General features: G+C 42.6%; 18 protein-coding genes. 6 read left to right on the top strand and 12 right to left on the bottom strand.

All coding sequences use genetic code 11. The features are described from left to right. Nucleotides 1–11: 11 nt before the first annotated feature. From AC1DM9_RS29495 to AC1DM9_RS29485, 3 genes are all read right to left on the bottom strand, one after another. A complete protein-coding gene (locus tag AC1DM9_RS29495; RefSeq protein ID WP_477583648.1) occupies nt 12–998 on the bottom strand; it encodes an SDR family NAD(P)-dependent oxidoreductase in 987 nt (328 codons plus the stop codon). A 170-nt stretch (nt 999–1168) separates the two neighbouring features. Then, nucleotides 1169–1687, bottom strand: coding sequence for a TetR/AcrR family transcriptional regulator (locus AC1DM9_RS29490; protein WP_441881180.1), 519 nt, complete (start codon nt 1685–1687; stop codon nt 1169–1171). A gap of 242 nt (nt 1688–1929) precedes the next feature. Then, the gene (locus AC1DM9_RS29485; protein ID WP_477583645.1) at nt 1930–3849 is read right to left on the bottom strand and encodes an AraC family transcriptional regulator; all 1920 of its coding nucleotides are present in this window, start codon (nt 3847–3849) and stop codon (nt 1930–1932) included. Nucleotides 3850–3967: 118 nt separating this feature from the next. Between AC1DM9_RS29485 and AC1DM9_RS29480 the strand changes: the two genes are divergently transcribed. After that, a complete protein-coding gene (locus AC1DM9_RS29480; RefSeq protein WP_477583643.1) occupies nt 3968–5896 on the top strand; it encodes an ABC transporter substrate-binding protein in 1929 nt (642 codons plus the stop codon). 79 nt (nt 5897–5975) lie between these two features. Here AC1DM9_RS29480 and AC1DM9_RS29475 read toward each other — a convergent pair whose 3' ends face one another. Next, the gene (locus AC1DM9_RS29475; protein ID WP_339206102.1) at nt 5976–6824 is read right to left on the bottom strand and encodes a helix-turn-helix transcriptional regulator; all 849 of its coding nucleotides are present in this window, start codon (nt 6822–6824) and stop codon (nt 5976–5978) included. A gap of 247 nt (nt 6825–7071) precedes the next feature. Here AC1DM9_RS29475 and AC1DM9_RS29470 point away from each other — a divergent pair, with 247 nt between their 5' ends. The 5 genes from AC1DM9_RS29470 (at nt 7072) to AC1DM9_RS29450 (ending at nt 11846) form a co-directional block, all read left to right on the top strand. Next, a complete protein-coding gene (locus AC1DM9_RS29470; RefSeq protein WP_477583641.1) occupies nt 7072–8448 on the top strand; it encodes an ABC transporter substrate-binding protein in 1377 nt (458 codons plus the stop codon). An 82-nt stretch (nt 8449–8530) separates the two neighbouring features. Then, the gene (locus AC1DM9_RS29465; protein ID WP_477583639.1) at nt 8531–9430 is read left to right on the top strand and encodes a carbohydrate ABC transporter permease; all 900 of its coding nucleotides are present in this window, start codon (nt 8531–8533) and stop codon (nt 9428–9430) included. Nucleotides 9431–9446: 16 nt separating this feature from the next. Further along, entirely contained in the window at nt 9447–10304 is an 858-nt protein-coding gene (locus tag AC1DM9_RS29460) for a carbohydrate ABC transporter permease (RefSeq protein WP_441957730.1), read from the top strand. A 40-nt stretch (nt 10305–10344) separates the two neighbouring features. After that, complete coding sequence (locus tag AC1DM9_RS29455; protein WP_477583636.1) at nt 10345–11142, top strand: histidinol-phosphatase; 798 nt, start codon at nt 10345–10347, stop codon at nt 11140–11142. A 5-nt stretch (nt 11143–11147) separates the two neighbouring features. After that, nucleotides 11148–11846 carry an MgtC/SapB family protein gene (locus AC1DM9_RS29450; RefSeq protein WP_076270708.1) on the top strand — a complete coding sequence of 233 codons (699 nt, stop codon included), beginning with the start codon at nt 11148–11150 and terminating at the stop codon, nt 11844–11846. Nucleotides 11847–11974: 128 nt separating this feature from the next. Here the strand turns inward: AC1DM9_RS29450 and AC1DM9_RS29445 are convergent, their stop codons facing one another. From AC1DM9_RS29445 to AC1DM9_RS29410, 8 genes are all read right to left on the bottom strand, one after another. Next, nucleotides 11975–13114, bottom strand: a complete 1140-nt coding sequence (locus AC1DM9_RS29445) for a toxic anion resistance protein (protein WP_339206099.1) — start codon at nt 13112–13114, stop codon at nt 11975–11977. A 25-nt stretch (nt 13115–13139) separates the two neighbouring features. Further along, on the bottom strand, nt 13140–14828 hold the full coding sequence (locus AC1DM9_RS29440) for a vWA domain-containing protein (protein ID WP_477583633.1): 1689 nt from the start codon (nt 14826–14828) through the stop codon (nt 13140–13142). Continuing rightward, entirely contained in the window at nt 14818–15585 is a 768-nt protein-coding gene (locus AC1DM9_RS29435) for a hypothetical protein (RefSeq protein WP_477583631.1), read from the bottom strand. Before AC1DM9_RS29435 ends, AC1DM9_RS29440 begins: the two co-directional genes overlap by 11 nt. A gap of 533 nt (nt 15586–16118) precedes the next feature. Continuing rightward, a complete protein-coding gene (locus AC1DM9_RS29430; protein ID WP_339206093.1) occupies nt 16119–16766 on the bottom strand; it encodes a 2OG-Fe(II) oxygenase in 648 nt (215 codons plus the stop codon). A gap of 109 nt (nt 16767–16875) precedes the next feature. After that, nucleotides 16876–17814 carry a GNAT family N-acetyltransferase gene (locus tag AC1DM9_RS29425; RefSeq protein WP_441881189.1) on the bottom strand — a complete coding sequence of 313 codons (939 nt, stop codon included), beginning with the start codon at nt 17812–17814 and terminating at the stop codon, nt 16876–16878. 508 nt (nt 17815–18322) lie between these two features. Beyond that, complete coding sequence (locus tag AC1DM9_RS29420) at nt 18323–18682, bottom strand: DUF3221 domain-containing protein (RefSeq protein WP_477583705.1); 360 nt, start codon at nt 18680–18682, stop codon at nt 18323–18325. 427 nt (nt 18683–19109) lie between these two features. Then, nucleotides 19110–20483 carry a hypothetical protein gene (locus AC1DM9_RS29415; protein WP_477548835.1) on the bottom strand — a complete coding sequence of 458 codons (1374 nt, stop codon included), beginning with the start codon at nt 20481–20483 and terminating at the stop codon, nt 19110–19112. A gap of 72 nt (nt 20484–20555) precedes the next feature. Beyond that, nucleotides 20556–21023: a hypothetical protein gene (locus AC1DM9_RS29410; RefSeq protein WP_477548834.1), complete on the bottom strand. Its 468-nt coding sequence runs from the start codon at nt 21021–21023 to the stop codon at nt 20556–20558. Between the last annotated feature and the right edge of the window lie 307 nt (nt 21024–21330).

Below are 21330 nucleotides of genomic sequence, written 5' to 3'. Positions count from 1 at the left end.
GCCTTATGAGCTCAGTTCCCGTTAGCGATTGTTTTTTTTACTTCGTTTCGTTTCATAAGGGTTTTAATCGTAGCAGTAATACCAATCACATATGGTGTTGCAGGGATTGGTCCGATAAGCCGCTCATATTTTTCACCACTTATTACGAATGGTTCTTCTGTTAAATACAACATTTCAACAACCTCCTTCATAACCGGGGCAAATAATCCAATCAATGATAATCCCATTTTGCCAAGCGGTATGACTGGTTTTGACGTACCTGCTGCCCTCTGAGCAATCGCTACAAAATCACGCCCAGAAATCACACCCGATGCTGGAATATGCCAATTTTGTTCATAAGCACCCTCCCTCATGGCCAGCTCTACAATCATAATGGCGGCGTCCGGTAAATAGACAAACTCCCGAGCTACCTTCATTGTTCCAATAAATACGGCCGGCTTGCCAGCAGCAATTCCATCTAAAGTCGATCCCAAATAGGATGCTTGGTTAGCAGATGGGCCATAATAATCCGGTAGGCGAACAATTAATTTACGCGCCTTATTCCACCTTGGGCCAAATACCATTTGCTCGTACTGCAGCCTAATCTTTCCTTTCTTCGTGTGCGGATTCTTAGGGTGATCCTCTGTTGCGTGATCCACAGTTTTCCTGCCATAAGGATAAATACCATCCACCACCACTATCTTTGCACCAAGCTCATTCGCTGCTTCCATAACCGCTTCTCCCATCGGAATAAGCTTAGTATGCATGTCATTGTACGGCACATTTGCACAGTTGAAAATTACGTCATAGCCTTTGCAAGCTGCAATCAGCTCCTTTGTATTAAACACATCTCCCACTTTAAGCGACAAATGCTTAGGGTTGCCCAATTCCTCTGCAAGCTGGTTCAGCTTTTGATAAGAACGCCCGAATGCCGTTGTCTCTATTCCTCTCTTCAGAAGCTCATCTACAATCGGGGTTCCAGTACCGCCAGTAGCACCTAATACAATCGCTTTTTTCATTCTTCATCAATCTCCTTTTATTATGTTATTGATCAATCACTAACTACAAAGCTTTAAAAATCATACTTTCTGTACAACCAAAACTAAGAAGTGTTCTCCTGTTATACCAACAATTTATTCGTTTATTGATTGATCAATCACAAATTTGTATAAAGAGCCAAAAATCGGCTCTAATACATTAACTCCGGCAAGGATAGCGCCATCGAGACATTACACAGCATGCCTCTAGCCAAAAATATAACCGTTTTATCCTTCGGATTCTCAAGCCCAGCTTGCTGGAATGCATGTAACACTAACTGCTGCACTTCACGGTATCCATTTCGCATAACCTCGACAATCGCTTCGTCTTTTATCGTCTGAGCCTGCATTAACAGCAGCGTTTCATTCTGATACGATTTCATGACTTCTATATAAGCTTCAACAAGCTCCTTCTCAAGCTGATTAGGTCCCGCTGTCTCGATCACGCTGCGAAATGCATCTACGATTCGTGTCCATGAAACCTCCAAGGCTTCCTTCAATAGAATTTCCTTCGTTGCAAAAAAACGAAAAACATACGGCTGTGATATTTGAGCACGTTCAGCAACCTTTGCGGTTGTTGCGCGATAATATCCAATTTCAGCGAAAACTTCAATCGCAGCAGCAATAATATCTGTACGGCGATTAACGGACGCTGCTGTATTTTTTTCCATTGTATCTTCCACCTTTAAGTACTCACTTGTTGGTAATTGATCAATCACTAACTGAATTGATCATAACTTATCGTTTGAAGGAATGCAATAGCTTTTTAGCCGGGCTGAAATTTAAACACATGAGTTCAATCAATTGAAATCGAAAAAACGAAGACAACAGCTGCATATCCACAGTTATCTTCGTTTTTGAATATCCCATTATTGCTGTACCCTATTCCACAGGCAACCCACACTAACTACAGTCACTTACCAACTAACCATTCTGCTATTTCTTCAGTCTGGAGTAGGATCGCTATGGGGTCCCAGTACCATGACCGGTCGCTTCCCCATATGTACACCCTATCGTTCTTGACCGCATCAAGCGTATTCCATATCGGATCAGCCTTGAGATCTGCAAGGGTATGCGAATCGGAAGTCAGTATTATATAGTCCCCTACATATTTCGGCAATACCTCATTGGATATCGATGCCCAGCCCGGATCTTTCATTTCATCAACAACAGCAGCTGGCGGCTTGAAGCCAAATCCTCCGTAAACGGCTTGCCCACCCTTGCCAAAGTTTGCGCCTACCGCGGAAATGTTTTTATCCATTATTTCTAGAATGGAGAAGGTACTGTCAGCCGGAACGACCTGCAATACTTTTTGCTTGGCTTCGGCTATTCTTCGATCATAATCATTGAGCCACTTCTCTGCTTCCTGCTCCTTACCGAGCAGCTTGCCGAAATAGGTAATTTCCTCATGAACGGTTTTCAACGATGCATAAGGTATGATAACCGTAGGTGCGATTTTTGGCAGCTGTTCATTCATTTCAGCATAGGTATCGTCCATAATAATAAGGTCGGGTTCCATCTCCAAAATTTTCTCGATATTGCCGTTGCCCTCTCCTATATCTTCAACGCCCTTTAAAGCATCACCGAAATAAGGGTTTTTAATGTGATGGTTAGAAGTTCCGATAGGGACAACACCAAGCGCAATGAGGCTTCCTAAATATTCACCTGCTACGATTCGTTTCGGATGCGTAGGAACTTCTATATCTCCAGCAATTGTAGAGATGGTTTTGGTCTGGGATTCCTCAGCAGGGGGCGACGCTGTCGCCGTTGATGGATTAGTCGTCTCCGCTGTACTCTCTACCCCACAGGCACTCAATAATAAAATAAAACTTAATAGCAATCCCACCACCATGGACGGTCTCAATTGTTTAATCATTTGTATTTCTCCCTCTCCACTTCGTTGATAATGATTATCATTTAAATCAGTATAGCCGAGTAGATGGGGGGAGACAATGGACGATCTCATGCTTATGGAAGGATAATCTTCTACCTTGTGCTTGGAAGAGTACTTCAATTTATATTGTGTCGGTGACATGCCTTTATTTTTTTTGAACATTCTGCCTAAATAATAAGGGTCCTGATAACCAACACCGATAGCGATTTCTCTTAGCGTGGCATCGGTACTGAGCAGCAGCTCTGCTGCCTTATCGATGCGTACCTTGATCAAATAATCGATCGGACTGAGGCCTGTCCGGCTTTTGAAATAAGTAGACAAATGGGGAACACTGTAATTCAAAGTTTCAGATAAGGATTCCAAAGTAATGGACTCTGCATAACGTTCATGAATAATCGAAATGATTTGAGCTGCCAAATCGCGTTTTTCCGGTCGCACACCCTGTACCTGCATTTGAGTTAATAAATCATATACAAATTGATGGAGCAAAGCCCTCACACGCAATCTCCCCAGCGGTTCTGCCCTTCCCCATTCCTTATGCATGTCTGTCATGCTGCGATATAATGCTACCGGAAAAGCAGGCACAAAGCCGTATTGGGCATGAAAAGGTTGGGCGCGCTCTACCAGATCGATCATTTCCTGCCGAACAGGCGATGGAATACGTGCTTTATAATAAATCACATAATATTCAAACCCCTCGGCACCAGCGCGAATATTCAAAACTGATCCTTTGCCAGTATGAAATATTTTGAATCGTTTGGCATAGTGATCCACACCATTCAGACAAACTTGCGCACTTCCTTGAATAGACATCACAAATATGCTGGCAGGTACGGAGTAGGCAGATAACGATTCTTCGGCTTTCATATTGATGCGACGGACATCAAAAATGGTGCAAAAAGCATGATTCCATAACACCAAATGATCATGCAATTCCATTTTTAGAAACCTGCTTTCTCTATACGCGCTTAATGGGGTACGATATGATTATATATTATAAATGATATGTATTCTCACTAGTAAAATAATTCTATGTAATCCGTCACGGGGTGTGGTTATGGAATGGCATGAGACCATCACAATATGGAGCCAAACGCCGGTTAAAGTGCTTGATATTCGGCATTTGGCAATGAAGACAGGTGAGGAATTGCAAGCTTACCGCCTTCCAGCAAATGCTTTTATCTTCACTAACCAAGGTGAGGCTAAAATAAGTCTTGATGGAATGGCTATCGAATCCGCTAATTCCCAGCTGCTGCACGGCGGCAAAGGCGCTACGATGAATATCTGCTGTCTGAGCCGTCCTTTTGACTACTATCTTATTTTATATAAACCTATGCGCGGCTTATCTGCTCAATCTACGCAAAGACAAGCTGAGCAGCATGCTCCATTTGGGCAGCAATATACATTTAAAGCGAAACACCCCTTATCTCTGCTTGCTCTGCTAGAGTCTATGCAGCAGCATTGGAAGCTGAGTGAAGAGCTGGGCCGGCTGCAGGTGACAGGCCTCTTCTACCAATTTGTGCATGAGCAGTTCCGCCAGCTGCGTATCGCTGATACGGAAGCTGCCTCGCCTGATCTGGCTGTACAGATCGCTAATTATATTCATGCGCATTATCACGAAACGATCTCCATGGAGATGATCGCGAATCTATTTCATTACAGTACACACTACCTCTCCAGAGTGTTTAAACGAAAATATGGATGCAGCCCTATGGAGTATCTCGTTCAGACACGTATGAATCAGGCTAAGTTTTTGCTAAATGAAACAGAGGTGACCATTCGTGATATCGCCTACAGTGTCGGATATGCAGATATGTATTATTTTAGCCGCCTTTTCAAAAAGCAAACTGGCGAGACACCAGCTCAGTTCAAAATGCATAACCTCGGTTTAAAAAGTTCAGTTCGCACAAATTTTATGCCCGAATCGTTCATTGCTCCCTCCCTGGAAGAAGGTTATATTGTTAACAGTGATAATCATTATCAACAAGATACTTGGAGAGTGGATGAAATGAGTTTTGGTTTTAAGCCTTCTTTTGCTGTAACACTATTGTTTAGCCTATCGTTGCTGCTTGCTGCTTGTGGTGGTTCAGATTCAAATGTGCAACAGTCTACGGAGGGAAATAATAAGCAGCAAAGTAAAAGTACAGATACATTGCCGGCAGAGACTAGGGTTTATAAGGATGCATTAGGGCGAGAAGTGACTATCCCCGTTAAGCCGAGCAAGGCTGTCGTCATTACATATGGTGGTTATTTGCTGCCGCTAGGACTAGAGCCAGTTGGGGTCGATCAAGGTACACTTGAACAATATCCAGACACCATGACAGAGGCCGAAAGCATTGGTGATGGACTTGGTAATGCAGAGGCTATATCTGCCCTGCAACCAGACATCATTATACTGCCAGACTATCATAGCGCTGAAATCTACGAAACTTATCAGAAAATAGCTCCAACGGTTGCCGTAGCATGGGGCGGCGATCCAGATGTCATCAATACGCTCCGAGCGATGGGCGATGTCATGAACCGGAAGCCAGAGGCGGAAGCATGGATTTCTAAATTTGAGGAGAAGCTTGAGCGTATCCGAGATGAGATCAATATTAATATTAAAGAAGGTACAACCGCCATCACGTTCATTCTTTATAAGGGCGAGGTTCTATTGGGAGGCAAAGGCGGTACTTTGGGCAAGCTGATCTATGAGGATCTAGGCTTCCAAATGCCAGAGCAATTTGAGAAATTTGCAGACGGCGGCGCTGCGTTGTCGATGGAATCTTTGGCTGATCGGCCTGCAGACTATTTCTTCACACAAATGAAGGATGAAGAGCTGGAAGAGATGACAAAGCTATTCCAAGAGCCTCTCTATAAAGCCATTCCCGCAGTAAAAAATAATCGTGTCTTAAACATAACCCGTAATAAATGGAATTATGGTCCTGACCTCGTGGATGAAGCGGTAGATGCGTTAATCGCACAGGTAGAGCAGTCGCAGAAATAAGGTTGAACTATAGCTAGCTTAATCTAAAAAAGCCAACAACGACGCATGATTTGCGTCGGAGTTGGCTTTTTTTATTGAGTTAATTCAATTCAAACTTATAGGCTTGACGGTATTTGAGCGGTGAATGGCCGGTAATATCTTTGAAAATACGTCCAAAATGCGTCATGCTCTCAAAGCCGACCTTTTCAGCAATATCAGCTATTTTCAAAGTACTCCCCGTTAAGAGCTGGCGTGCCTCCTTGATTCGAACATTGTTCAAATACTCTGTGAAGGTGAAGCCTGTGTTCTCCCGAAACATTTTGCAAAAGTAAGAGGAGCTGATGAAAAATCTGCTGGATATGCCCTGAATCGTTTGGTTTTCATGATAATGCTGGTTCAAATAATCGACGATTTCGAAAATCTTTTTATTGATCGGATTGCTTCCGTCATGTTCAGCTGCAGGCAGCGTTGACGTCTTGCGGTAAAGGAAAATAAGCAGCTCGAACAGCAGTGTTTTTAAATAATATTCATAGCCGGGAGGCTGCTTAATAAATTCCGCAATCATTTTATCGAAAAGCTTCTCGATCATGCTTTGTTCTTGGCCGTTTAAGGGCATGAAATTTTTGCCGCTTGAAAAGCTGGATAGCACATGAAAGCTGTCATTGTAAGGAAACATATCCTCAAGGAATTCCTCTTGAAACAAGAGCGTAATCCGCTCAAATGATTCTCTGCTTGAATTGACCAGCTTATGAATCTCATTCACATTGATGATCAATAACGCGCCGCCAACCACCTGATAGCTTTTATCTTCGATAAAGTAGCTGATATCACCAGAGACGAGATAGAAGATTTCATAGCCATTATGATAATGACGTGATGGCATACTTGTGTCAGTTTTCCTCTCACGACTAATATCAAACTTCGCAGCTTCATAAAAATTAGACTCCATAAACGTTACACCACCATGTAAAGTAATGAGTTTATATTCAAAGTAATATACGTAGAAAAATGATAAATTAAATAAGATACGTGCTTATAATTCATATTATCATATGCTATATTGGTTAGCAATAAGGCATAACAACAGTGGGTGATGCATAGTAGAACATGCTTTTGGAATGAAATAACAATAATTCGAGTTAGTTTTATTAACATTTTGTAAAAGTGGGTTCAAAAAAACGAATACGGGGGTTGTCATGAAAAATCTAATAACGAAAAATCGTTTAGTGATGAGTGCACTTCTTTTGTTTTCCCTTTCTACCACATTGTCTGCTTGCGGCGGTGAAGCCGGATCAAAAAATAACAGCAACGGAGGGGTAAAGAACAACGGCAAGGATAAGGTTGAGATCGTTTGGGTAATGGCAGCAGACCCGGACAAAAAGGCATGGCAGGACGCGATGGTTTCGACCTTCGAAGAAAGCCATCCGAATGTAAAAGTGCGGCTTGAGAATATCCCGTACGATCAATTCGATCAAAAGCTGACTACCTTGATTGCCAGCGGCAATGCACCGGATGTTTGGAATCCCAATCAGGCGGATAGCGGATTTGCTACTTATATGAAGATGGGCGCATTGAAGGACCTTACTCCTTATATTGAGAAAGGGGCTCCCGAGCTCGATACAATGGACCCTAACCTGCTCGATATTTATAAAATCAACGGTAAAAATTACGGCGTTCCACTCGTAAGCAACGCTACTTATCTTTATTACAACAAGGACTTATTCGATGCTGCTGGCCTTTCTTACCCGACGACCGACTGGGATGATAAGTCTTGGAATTTCGATGCGATGCTCGAAACCGCACAAAAGCTGTCTCATGACGTAGGTGACGCTCGCAAGCAGGTTTTTGGTTTCTCCAGCGCATTAAGCGCAAATGCAATGACATGGCTATTCGGAGGAGATCTATTCAAGCCCGAAGCTTATACATCCGGCGTAATGGGTGAGCCTGATCTGATGAAGCCGATTAACGTCGAAGCACTGCAATTCAATGTGGATTTGATCAATAAATACAAAGTAGCGCCGGACGCAGAGACAGTAGCCGCATCCGCGCAGCTGGGCGATCCTTTCCTTACCGGTAAAGTCGGAATGTACATTTCCGGCGGCTGGGGACTTGGCTCCTACAAGCAAGCGGATTTCAAATGGGGCGTTGCGGCTGTTCCCTATCATGAAGGACGCAAGGTTACCCTTTATGTTGACCCTTGGAGCATCTCAGCAACAAGCAAGCATCCCGACGAGGCATGGGAATTTGTCCGGCATTTAGCTAATCCAGCTGAAGGCGGCGGCGCCTACCGTTACATGAATGAAGTAGGGAGAACGCCGGCAGACGCGAGCCTATTCAAGCTTTGGTATGACAAAATGGGTGCAGAAATCGGCATGGACCCTGAGGCATTCAAGCAGGTTCACGAAGGCTCGATCAAGTATGGCCGGGAAGCTGAAAACCATTTGATCGTCAAATTCAATACGGTTCTAGAAACGATGAACCAATCGCTCTATCTGGTATGGGGAGGCAAAAAGAGCATAGCCGACGGTTTGAAAGTGTTGAATGATAACCTCCTATCGTTGAATTTGAATTAATAGCAGCCAGAGCTTTAAGTAAATTTCAGCCGAGCGGTTGCCCTTCATTAGAAGGCATCCGCCGGCCCAACGGAGGTAGCCCATGAGAAAGCTTTCGCTGGCCATGAAGCGCGAGGAACGGTCGTTTTGGTTTTTTATAGCCCCTTGGTTTATCGGTTTTATATGCTTCACCGGGGGACCGATTCTCGTCTCGTTGCTGCTCAGCTTCACTGATTACAATGTCATCTCGTCCCCGACATTTGCAGGAACAAGCAATTACAGCATGCTGTTCGGAGACCGGCTGTTTTACAAGTCATTGTCCGTGACTCTCTATTACAGCGTTATGGCCGTACCGTTTACGATACTGACATCTTTGATTGTTGCCGTTCTGCTTAATCAAAAAATCAAGGGGCAATCGCTCCTACGCACGCTGTATTACGCACCAAGCATTATATCTGGTGTAGCCGTCTCCTTTTTGTGGTCATGGCTGCTTAACCCGCAGTTCGGTGTCGTGAACTCAGTCCTTTATGATTGGTTTGGCATTCAAGGACCAGGTTGGTTTACGAGCCCGGGTACGGTCGTTCCGTCCATGGTACTCATGCAATTGACGGCATCAGGCAGCACGATGGTGATCTTTCTTGCCGCGCTGCAATCGCTGCCGGCAGATCTGTTTGAAGCCGCATCTATGGAAGGGGCAAGCGGTTTCGCAAAGTTCCGTAAAATTACGATTCCGCTTATTTCACCTGTCATTTTATTCAATACCATTATTAGCATGATCGGATCGCTGCAAATCTTTACGGAAGCCTACGTTATCACGAAGGGAGGGCCGGACTGGAACTCCTATTTCTACGTGTATTATTTATTTGATACTGCATTCAAGCAGTTCCGGATGGGGTATGCCTCCGCTCAGGCCTGGATATTATTCCTGCTTATTTTCGCGCTGACTCTCGTATCGCTGTGGGGCTCCAAAAAATTCGTCCACTATGAATATGACTCGAAGTAAAGGAGGTTCCTTTATTATGAAGCGAAAAAAATCGTACAATCACGGCGATTTGCGTCTGATGGACAAAACAATCATCTATATCCTTCTATACGGAGGCGTTCTATTGTTCGCATTTCCTCTGTTTTGGATGCTCTCCACTTCGCTTAAGACCATCGGCGAAATTCATCGCGTTCCGATGACGTGGTTTCCAGCCCATTTGCAGTGGATCAATTTTAAGCAGATTTTCATCGATGCCCCTATGGCTCGTTTCCTATGGAACTCGGTGTGGTACTCAGCCGTGACGGTAGGTGCAGTCGTATTCTCCTCGTCGATGGCCGCCTTCGCTTTTGCAAGATTGCGGGCGCGCGGAAGTATGCTTTTATTCGGGCTTGTCCTCAGTACGATGATGATTCCGTCCCAAGTCACCTTGATTCCGCAATATTTGCTGTTTACAAAGCTGCACTGGACAGGCACGTATCTGCCGCTCGTGATCCCAGCTTTTACAGCAAGCTCCTTCACCATTTTTCTAATGCGCCAATTTTATTTGGGCATTACCAAAGAATTGGATGAAGCCGTCAAAATCGATGGAGGAAGCCATTTCACGATGTATTTCCGCATCCTAATTCCCCTCTCCATGCCTGCGTTTGCAACAGCGGCTATTTTGGAGCTGATATCGAGATGGAATGATCTATTCGGACCGCTCATTTATTTGAACGATATGACGAAATACCCGGTTTCACTCGGGCTCGCTAATTTTACAGCTGCATACGGGGCAACACCGTGGCATCTGTTGATGGCAGCTTCGCTGGTCGCGATTTTGCCGCTGCTGTTCATTTTCTTTTTTGCTCAAAAGTATTTCATTCAAGGAATCGTTGTATCCGGCTCTAAAGGCTAAATGTATCTAGTATTCATCACGCATTCATCGGAGGTACTACATGAAGTTTGACTATCATACGCATCATGAACGCTGCGGACACGCAGTTGGTTCGGTCAAGGAATATATCGAAGCAGCAATAGCACAGGGATTAGATATTATCGGCATCTCGGATCATACGCCATTTTTCGCAATTGCTGAAGATCGTCCTTCCTTAACTGGCAGCATGGCAAAAAGCGAGTTTCCAGCTTATATTAAAGAGGTCTTGGAGCTAAAGAAAGACTATGAAGAAAAAATAGAGGTGCTGCTCGGCATCGAAGCTGATTTTTTACCGGAACATCTGGATTTATACCGCTCGGTTATCGCTTCTTATCCTTTTGATTATGTTATTGGCTCTGTGCATGAATTCGCCGGTATCGGCATATACGATTCAGAGTATTGGGAAGGCTTGACTGCAGCACGTAAATTGGAAGTGAAAAATTTATTTTATGATTATATCGCTCAGTCCGCCAAGTGTGGATTATATGATATTTTAGGTCATGTCGATTCATTGAACCGCTACTTCTACGGTTATCCAGAGCTCCGCACAGAAGCTGCCGACGTCACGTTGAAAGCAATCGCTGCTAGCGACGTCGTCATCGAAATCAATTCTTCCGACAACAATTGGGTGCCGGATGGCTATTTCCTAGAACGCGCACTCCATTATGGGGTTAAGGTGACCTTCGGCTCCGATGCGCACCAGCCCGAACGTGTAGGCGAGCATTTCTCGGCCATCGGCAGCCATTTATATGAAATTGGGTATCGAGAATGGGCCATATTCCGCAAACGCGAACGGTTGATGGTTCCAATTAGTCGGTGATCGCCTTGGATAACCCGTGGGTTATTGACCATGCCACCATCCTAATCCGGTTGTCTCTAGCCGTATTTCTTGGCGGTCTCATCGGCTTCGAACGGGAGCAGCAAAATCATCCGGCTGGGCTCCGCACGCATATTCTGGTTTGCCTCGGCTCTTCGATGATCATGCTGCTGTCCATTTACGGCTTCGCTGAATTTGCGGGAGAGCCCAACGTACGGATTGACCCGGCGCGGCTAGCAACGGCTGTCATTACCGGCGTCGGCTTTCTCGGAGCCGGCACGATTCTATTCACAGGCAAGTCTATTACGGGACTGACAACAGCCGCTTCCTTATGGGTCGTCGCAGCCATTGGGCTGCAGATCGGTGCGGGCTTTTATTTCAGCGCAGCGGCAGGAACGATTCTTGTGTTCATCACATTATGGGTTTTCAATAAAGTGGAGCACCGTTTTCTAAAGAGCAAGAAGGTTAGAAAGCTTACCATTCAGGCGGAGACAGAAGAGGAACTGCTGGACATCGTCACCCAGAGGCTTGCCAGCCGCTCGATTATGACGCAAAAAATGATGCTGCAGCGGATACGTCCATCACTTGATATGCCGCTATGCTGGGAAGTAAAGCTTGATATCGTCGTTCCAAGAACCATGGAGCCGAAGGAAATCGTAGCCGAAATGAAACAAATCGGCGGAGTCGTTGCTGTCAGTTTTGAATAGAATAAATAGTTAAACACCCCCGGCGGTTATCGCCGGGGGTGTTTGTTCATATATGCACTGAAATGATGCGCTTACTAGTATATCAACTCTTTTAATTAGAGGGGCGTCTCCCCTCCTCATCGTGCAATTTACAAGCCTAACTTTTGCCCCTTCTCCAGCCGCAAAATTCTGCTCTCTCCCTCATTTGCCAGTTCTCTGAACTGACTAATGGTTTCACGCATACGAGGAAGCGCCTCCTGCTTATAGGTGCTAATTGAATCTAACGCCGACAGCACATCAACAAAAGCCTGTTTCATCGTGTCGACTGAAATATTTGTTTCAAGTGATTGCTTATGGATCGCTGCGCCTTGGTCTTTCAGCATTTTTGAAGTGCCGCTGATGAGAGTGTCCGTGGTTTGATTGAGAAGCTCAATCTTTTTTAGTACAATCCTTTGATTGTAGAGTGCGCTGGCCACTGTGACTGAAATTTTCAGGGCAGAAACGGTAACGTTCCTTGCTCTGTCTACCCCTCTCATAAGCTCCTTATTATTTCTCATGACAACTTCAATTGCCATAATCCCTTGTTGATTAACGACCAGCATTTGCTGCAAATCCATGAGACGCTGGCGCAAAGGAAACAAAACTTCCTCTGTGATGAACAGGATTTTGTCTTCAGATTCTTGACGCAGTTTAGCTGCTTCGATCTGCGATTCAATTTCCGAATCCATTAACACACCCAGTTGGATTTCCTTTTGAAGCTTTTTAGTGAGCTCCCTGAGAGCATGCTGCTCAATTTCCAAGGTTGTATTATCATTTTTCAATACCGTTTTTCCCTTATCCAAAGAAATTATGATGTCCGAAATGACAGCATCTGCTTTCTGGTACTTTACAAAATAACGCCGCAAAGGGTTAAACAACATGCCTAAAACGCCACTTTTCGCAAAATCTATGACGCTGGGATCTAGATCTTTTAACTGAAGATGCAGCTCCGCCAAACCCTTGGCTACCTGCCCGCCTTCATCCCCTGTTTTTGATAAGTTCCCTACAGAAACCTGCAAAAGAGCATTTTTCTCCGAGGATGACCGCATGGAGCTCATCCCGAAGCTATCGATGGATTGCAAGACCGCCCTCCGTTTCTCCAATGACTCGATATCCAATGCCAAAATCGTAGAAACATTATTTAAAGCCAGCTCCTTCAGCTGCGTTAATTCCTCTGGCTCGGGCTTAACCTGCTCCTCCATTGCTGATTTCAGTTTTTCCTCACTAATCACTTCCATAGAAAATGACATTGAAGCCCCTCCTCATTGATAATCCTTACATTTGAACGTTGAGCAAATTGCTGATTTTATAAACAACATCCTCTGTATCTGCGTTAATGCTGGCCGCCTCATTGATGCTCGAAATACTTTGAAGCGCCTTGATGTTCGCATTGTAACCTATCGTGTAGATCGGGATCTTGTACGTCTCAATCAGTCCTCTAATATCTTTAAGCGAATGCCCTTCATTCGTTTCCCCGTCGCTGAGCACAAAGATTAGCGGCTTCACATCCGGATTCAAGGCTATCTCATCCTGAAGCATTTTCATTGCCACCACAATACCGTCAAAAGTAGCTGTTCCTCCACTGGCTTGAAGGCTGTCTATGGCCCCAACGAACATCGACTGCTGATTCGTGTCATACTTCCCTATAGGAAGATTAATGGCCACATCACTGGAGTAAGAAACGAATCCAATACTGTTGTCCCGTCCCAAAAACTTTTGTCCTTTCAGCAGCGATTCCTTCAAACGGTTTAATGGCTCACCACCCATACTCCCTGATACGTCTGCTACAAACACAGCCGCAATCGGTTTACTCCCGTTCTTCTTCTCCTTCCACAGCTTCTGGGCAGCAGACAGAATACTGCCATCCACCGCTTCAAGCTCAGACTTATATTCATTGAGGCCATTAAAACCCTTTTGCTCCGCTAATTTCTGATATTTTTCTTGTTCCACAAAATCGGCAAACTTCTGAATAATGTCGAGCTTATCCTTTGGCAAATCACCTAAAGCATAAAGCGGGCTGTCATGCCTGACACCGAAAGGGGTGAACACATAACCCGCTTTGAAATCTGTTGCGTTCACAAAGGTTTGATACTCAAGAACAAAAGCATCAAGCATACCTGTCTTAGCTGCCTCACGCATTTGCAGCGTGGTAGAAGCAATAAAAGGTACATTTGCCTGGAACTTCTCAAAGCCTTGAACCGCTTTCTCCCCAAGCAGATTGGAGCTGTCAAAGGTTCCGAGGGCAGTCACCAGAAAGTTTAGCCCTGTAGAACTGGCAAATGGATCTGTATACCCCATAGCCAGCTCATTATCCGCGATAGCATCAGTTACTGTTTTTAAATTCAGAGAACCGTATTTATCGACCAGCTCATCATATTTCGCCTTCGTTGCTACAATGCCAGTAACATTGCCAACAAGACGCTTAGAGACCAGCACAGCTTGGATGCCATCCACTTTCACCATTTCTCCCCACAGCTCGTTGGAAGGAGTAAAAGCATCCGGTATATATTTGCCTGATCTGATATAATCGGTAGCAGTTCCCGAAGCAATATTGCGGATCATGACCGAAACCGGCTTTCCATTTACCGTCGTATTGGATTTATTGAATTCTTCAGCCACCTCGTTTAACCAGCCATCAACACCCGTTCCTGATTTCTCTGTGGATGAGAAAATCTCTACAAAGCTGTCCGTTGTATTCGTTACTGAAACCGGAAACTTCGAAATATCGGGTAAGGAATCACCAATTGACGCGGGATCGAGATCGATTTGACCCTTGATTGGCTCTATCGTTTTCACAGACACATCTTTATATAATTTATCAAGCTTTTTTGCTGCATCTTCCGTCGTGATCTGCGTCTTTGTTTTACCTAAATTTGAAGTTAAGCTAATGCCTAAATAAACAAGCAAAAAAACAGACACTGCAATAGCTCCTATCACTACAAAAGCTTTCCCCTTACCTGCCATATCCGTCTCCCTCTCCATGCTTATATAATTTAGTCTGCTTGATTAATATATCGATTTCCTTCATGCATGACATTTCCTCAACATCTCTGTAGTCGGTACTGTTTAACAGCGATATTTCCAATAATAATTTATCTAGCTTAAGCAAAATTTCTTCATTCGCACGAAGATAACCCGTCACGTAGGATAAGTACTCCTTGTATAAATTTGTTTTTTCCTGTACTAGCTTGTTAGATAGCCCCGCGGGTTGTTGTTGGCCTGTGAAGTTGGCGTATCCAGAGGCATTGAATACACTAAGCTTATTGAGAATACCTCTAATATTAAGATAGAACAGCTTCTCAACCTCATAAATAACCGAATCGAACTTCTTATAGCTTAATTCCGTCTGATCAAATCGCTGGCTCAGAACCTCGGTCAAGGCGGTCTTCTTCTTATCTATGCGTTCCAGCTGATCCAAAGCAAGAGCCATATCATTTTTAAGATCTTTTGCATGTCGATACGGTTGAAGCGCTGCAATATAATCCTCACGCGTTGTAATGTTTTTTACAGGCAGCGCAACTGGCGGTTTAAAAAGCAAACTATAACTCCCATATAACATAACAAGAAGGCTTACAACCAATAACGTTACGCCTGAAGCCGTTTCAAGTACACTTTCACCTCCTATATCCACACCTAGAAGCCCAGGTGACAACACAACAATATTCAGAATCGCAACACCGCCAATAAGCCCAAACAGCTTCAAAAATCTCCCGTTATCCAACGTTCACACTTCCCCTGCTATTACAGTAACTTACTCCAATTCAACTTTTTAAGAAGCATCGTTATCAACACAGCTACATCGTTAAAATATAGATATTAAACTCCTTATGCTTAATTTTATCAGAGAATAACCGAACAAGCTCCTAAATCTTACTAATTTATCCGTTTGAATTTATAAATGGAAAAAAGAGATGCCTGAAGGTCTCTTTGTTATTGGATTTATAAGTAGGAGAAAGTTAAATTCTTTTTGCCCGAACCCACAATGATCTGCTGCCTAGAGGCATTAGAAAGCTGAAGCTGTAATACCTGTTTAAAGTGACTTACGAGGGTATTAAGTGATGTAATCAACCTATTCATTAAAAATTAAAATGGCTGCTTAATAAGTGAAAAAGCAAAAACCCCGACCTCTTATGGTCGGGGTTTCACATTGTGGAAGCGAACTGCGCCAAAGTACAACGACAATTCGCCTCAGCGCAATGATTTGATTGCTGTGAGTAGTATGATTCCTTATATTCATTGCTTCCAAATCACTCTTTATGAAATGCGCAGCGCCTGTCTTCTCATCCACATCGTCGCGACCCACTTTTCACCTTTAATCACCGGTGTACCTGCATGCAAGGTGAAATCATTTATTTCATTATTGTTATAAAAATATTCAAAGTAAACAGCCATGCCTTTGTTAGGAAAAACTGAAATATTAAGCAGAGGGAACGCCGTTTCTCCGCCTTCCTCCACATCATTCAAATACATTATAAGCGTACTAATTCGATTGTTAGCACTTGCTCGATTTGTTTCTGCGAAAAAATCATAATGTGGCTGATACTCTTGGCCAGGGGTATATAGCAAAACTTGCAAGCCGTCGCCATGCTCAATGGGAATATTCATAATTTGAGAGAATCTTTTTTCGATTTTTGTAATCGTCTCATTCTCCTCACAAAATACTCCACTGCTCGTTCTAATTTGGTTCTCTGCACGATCTCCACTTATTTTTGAACGCTGCAATTGTTCCCTAGAATGTCTAATTAGCTCATCGCATTCCTCATCGCTAAGCACATTTCCTAGTACGACAACCAATGGCTCCTCATACTTGGCAAGAATACGAATCTCTCGATCTTCTGTCTTAATTGTATTTCCAGCATGATCAAATATCGTCCGCTCTTTTTCCGTCGTATCCCCTATCATTCTTACACAGCCCCTATGGTATGACATTCACCACAAAATACCATACCATACATTTCAAGTATTTACTTTAAAAAATCAGAAAAATCGAAACAATCAAACGGTCACCCCGCTATGGTTGCGCAGGTATATACATATTTTGTATCTCCTGTACTCCGGGCACGAACCCGAGATTAAAATAAACAGATTCTGCATCATTACCTTCCATCACATACAATCGTAGAATTGAATATTTATTTTTCAGCATACTCAGCGCTCTTTGCAGCATAAGTGTAGCCAGCCCTCTTCCTCTATGAGCAGGTATTACACCGATACTATATACTGCTGCCATGTTATCTTGTAGACAAAGACGACAATTGGCAATGAGCTGACCAGAGTTCTTATCATAGATTAGTGTTGAAGCCTGAACTAATATGTCATTCGAATAATTAGGATCTTCATTTGGAATAAAATCTTCTAAAGAAAACTTTTTTCTCCTTACTGCTTCAAATCCGCCTTTAAAGCTTTCATAGTCACAATGAGCAATGTCATCTTCATTGATGAATCGCTTAGCTCCCATCTCGTTTTCTTCAATTTGGGGACTTTTAATAATTAGATTATCATCCCAGATCACTTCGAAATGATCTGTAGGACGCTGCATCCAACGGCATCTGAATTCATCCGCCCAGAAGCCTGCCCTCGCAAATAATTGAACTTGATCTGGAAGAACCTCAAAAGTCTTAATTGGCTGCGTTCTGTCAGACCAATGCATTACTATTTTTTTAAGCAGCTTCAATATCTTGAATGCATCATTAAAAGGAGGAATAAAAAACAAATGGTAGATTACGTTGGGCGCCATTCTTACACCACCGATTTTATTCTCTCCCTTATAAATCCAAAATGAATTTCTTCGCGATGCTGCATAGCTTTCTTCTCTAAAAAAACCATTATATTGCATATTATAATATACAGAACAATACAATCCCCATTCTTCTGGCTCCGCCTTCCGAATAGAATATTCCTTCGATAAATCATAACTAATGGTATCCATAGACCAATTGTTTAATTGCATACTCCATACCTCCTTGTAAATTCTCAAAATAATAGAATGAAAACACGAATTACTGCCGTTTGATATCTCTCCACAAGACATCCGAGAACGAAAAAAAGACCACAGATGAACATAGCTTCATCTGCAGCCTCTAATCTCCTAAGCGATCCCTATTCACAGGAATGAATTTCATTATACCTGATATAAGAATACAATTACCGCGCACATAAGTCGCGTTAGAGTAAGGGCGTATGATATTGCTATTGTTCTTAATGTACGAGTTCAGCCAAATAGCAGGTATGCAGATCATAACTGCGATCACCTCCAATTAAGCCAAACCTCATATATTCAGTTATTTTTTCAACTGATTAAGAACAACAATAATCACGACACCATTCACTCCTATCGCATGCTTATTTGCCTATATTACCAACGAGAATGCCTATTTTCAATTTACTAAATAATTATAAAAGATTTCTACCTGTATTTTATCCTACAGATAGCAAAAACTTAATGACCTATAATCTGCCTAGTGCTTCTGCCTTTCTATTTTACCAGCTATAATTTGTGGGGGATAAGATTGCATTACAACATATTCACTATTATCATTCGTTTTGGGAGTTACATTAACTGATTCACCTATTTCCAGCTCGTTGTAGAGCAGAGTATCCTCAACAATATAATTAATTAATTCAATATCATTCTTTTTAAATGTTTCAAAATCCATACTTTCTGCATCTTTCCAAGAGATGTCCTTCGCTACTAAGATTTTTTGCTCTTCTTTTGCAATAATGTAATTCCCCTTTTTGTCGTCTGACGAGGAACTGCAACCAGCAAATACACATACGAAAATTAATAAGGCTACTCCTAATACTAACTTTTTCAACATTTTCACCCCTATTCAGTATAACCTTTAGACGAAAATGCAATTGATATGTTACGAACGAATACAATTTTTAGCTTTTGTTTCGGCTGATTTATCAATACTTCATCATATTTCATACTTAATCACTATTGCCACTCGGTTCAACATTCATGTTGTATCCCTTTTAAACCACCATGATGATTCACTATTTCTTCTAGTCCTTCGACCGTCTCTCCGAAAAAAATTTGCTCGCTTTCGATTTCAAAACGGAATCAACCCATTTCGTAGTAACTTATTTCAGTTAGCCTGCTAGTAAGCTTCATATAAAATGAGAGCAGGTTCCGCAGCGCCTGCTCATTAATATGTTCTATTCAACTAGCGTTACCCACCCTCGTAATAAAAAAATCATTTAAAGGCTAAGTTCTTTCTCTTAACATTGTATCTTTAACATCTACCAAGCTGATGCGTTCATTCTGGCAATCTCATCGGTTAGTCCCAGTATGGTCATTTCTTCTACCATTACTTTTTCGACTTCCTCGCTATGAAAGCCCTTTGCGTTAAATGTACGTATCAATGCTAGTTTGCCAGCATAGGTAGCCCGCTTTAAATAACCCTGTAATTCTTCAGCTTCCAAATCATCATCCACCAGAAGTGTTTCGTGTTGCTGACCTTTATCTCCAGGATGTACATTGGTTACCCCTAGTCCATCAGGAGTAGCGACAACGATTCGTTTTTCCCTCGCTGCTTTCACTCGATCAAGGTATGTATATGGATGATCGATTTTTGGTAGGTTTAGCGCATCTACCAGTCTGGACATGACCTTACGGCGATTTGCTTGATCTTCCTCGGTTGGTGCCCATTCATATTGCGCTTCTTCTTCCTCTTGTAAGTAGTTTTGGTAGGCCTCATCACTTTCAAACGACATATATATAAAAGTACTGTCAATAGCAATTACGCTCAAAAACTCCCTAATATTGTTGGCAATGACTTCTCCAGCTTCATCCCCACCCATTGGAGAAACTCTTACAATAGGGGCATTATTTAAATCCGGGACAGATCCAAATTCCGTTAAGAAGCCGTAGTGTTCGCCATCTCCACCCGTCCACCCAAACGAAATGATATCCCAAGGAGTATTCCCATACTCGCTCTGGTAATAACCGCCGTAAAAGCCGAGCTCGTCCCATAACGACAGTCCTTCTTCTTCAAGTTCCTTATCCAAGGAGTACAGGTCGCTGAATATATCCAGATCAGAATATTTTCCGTAATTGATCTGCTCACTTTCTTCTGCACTCATTGTATTCTCTGCTACAGTTTCTTGCTTCGCTTGCCATGCGAGCAATTCCTCCCTGTCTTCATCTGTGACCTCGCCAGGGTTTGGAGATGTCGTAATCATAACTTTACCTGTCCCAGCATTAAAAACAATTTCTGAATCTGTTAAACCACTTAATCGTTTGGAGTGAATATAAATATGCCCATCAACTAGTCGAAGCGTATCTTCCCACTCATCATGCATATAGGTCGTACCACTTCCATTTAATGTTTTGTAAGAGATAGCTAATGATCCATCTTTTTCTTGATTATAAGTCCAACCCATGGCAGTAAGTACCGAATCAAGAGGAAGATACAATCTTCGTCCCTCTATAAAAGGTTTGTTAGTAATAAGAATTTCATTCCCATCAACGTAAATATCCACTTGCTTTCCTGCCTTCTGTATATTCTCAGGGGGATTGGGTCTATCGCCACATCCACTCAGTATGCCCACGATTATGTTAAGGACAACTACCACTAATACTAGTTTCTTGACCGTCATTTCTTCTGTTCGCACATACTAATCCCCTTAGAAACGATCTCTTTTTCTATATTTTCGTCAGATAGTTAGATTATTCTGCCTGTTAGCTTAATCGTAAATTTTTCTGAGATGAGAGCTATATTGCGCTTCCTCAAAAGTCATAATAGGGATCTCATCAAGCCAATTAACTTTTGAACCAATTCCTTCGCATCCCAGAAGCATATCTTCCCTTGTACTCATATCAATACCAAGTTTCTTCCAGATAATGTACCCATCCGCTTTAATTACATTTGCAACAATTACTGTACACGTTAAATCGCAATCATCTGGGCACATTAGTACTGGCAAAACAACCTCTTTGCTTACTGAATTGAACCTTTCTTTAATACATTCTTTCTCTTTCAAATCGTAGACCCATTCAATAATTGTTGGGACCATGCCTAGAAGGTTATTTGAAGGATAGTAATTATGAAGCAATAAATCCAGAGGAGTACCATCAATGACAATAGTGTGATGTTCAACTTTACAATACTCACTCTTCATCGTTACGACTTCAATTTTATTTACCAGTTCCATTGTTTAGACACCTCACTTTGAACAATTACCACAAAATAATACACTACGATTTGCTCCGCTAACCTATCCGTTAGTTCAAACGACCTCCTATTTTAAAATCGCAGATGGGATAGGCGGTGCAAACTCATATCACCAGCCACGAGTATATCTCTTGTTTTTAAACCCCGATTCAAAACATGCAACGTTAAATAATTCGCTTTGGTGACTTCAATATCCTTCCAGTTAAAATGCTATCTCCTCCAATATAAATCTCCAATAGTGTAACGGTAGATTGAATTATTCGACATGTATTACGACTTACCAACCA

It is taken from the genome of Paenibacillus sp. 01T431 (assembly GCF_056398625.1).
This window is presented reverse-complemented; position numbering and strand designations above follow the sequence as displayed.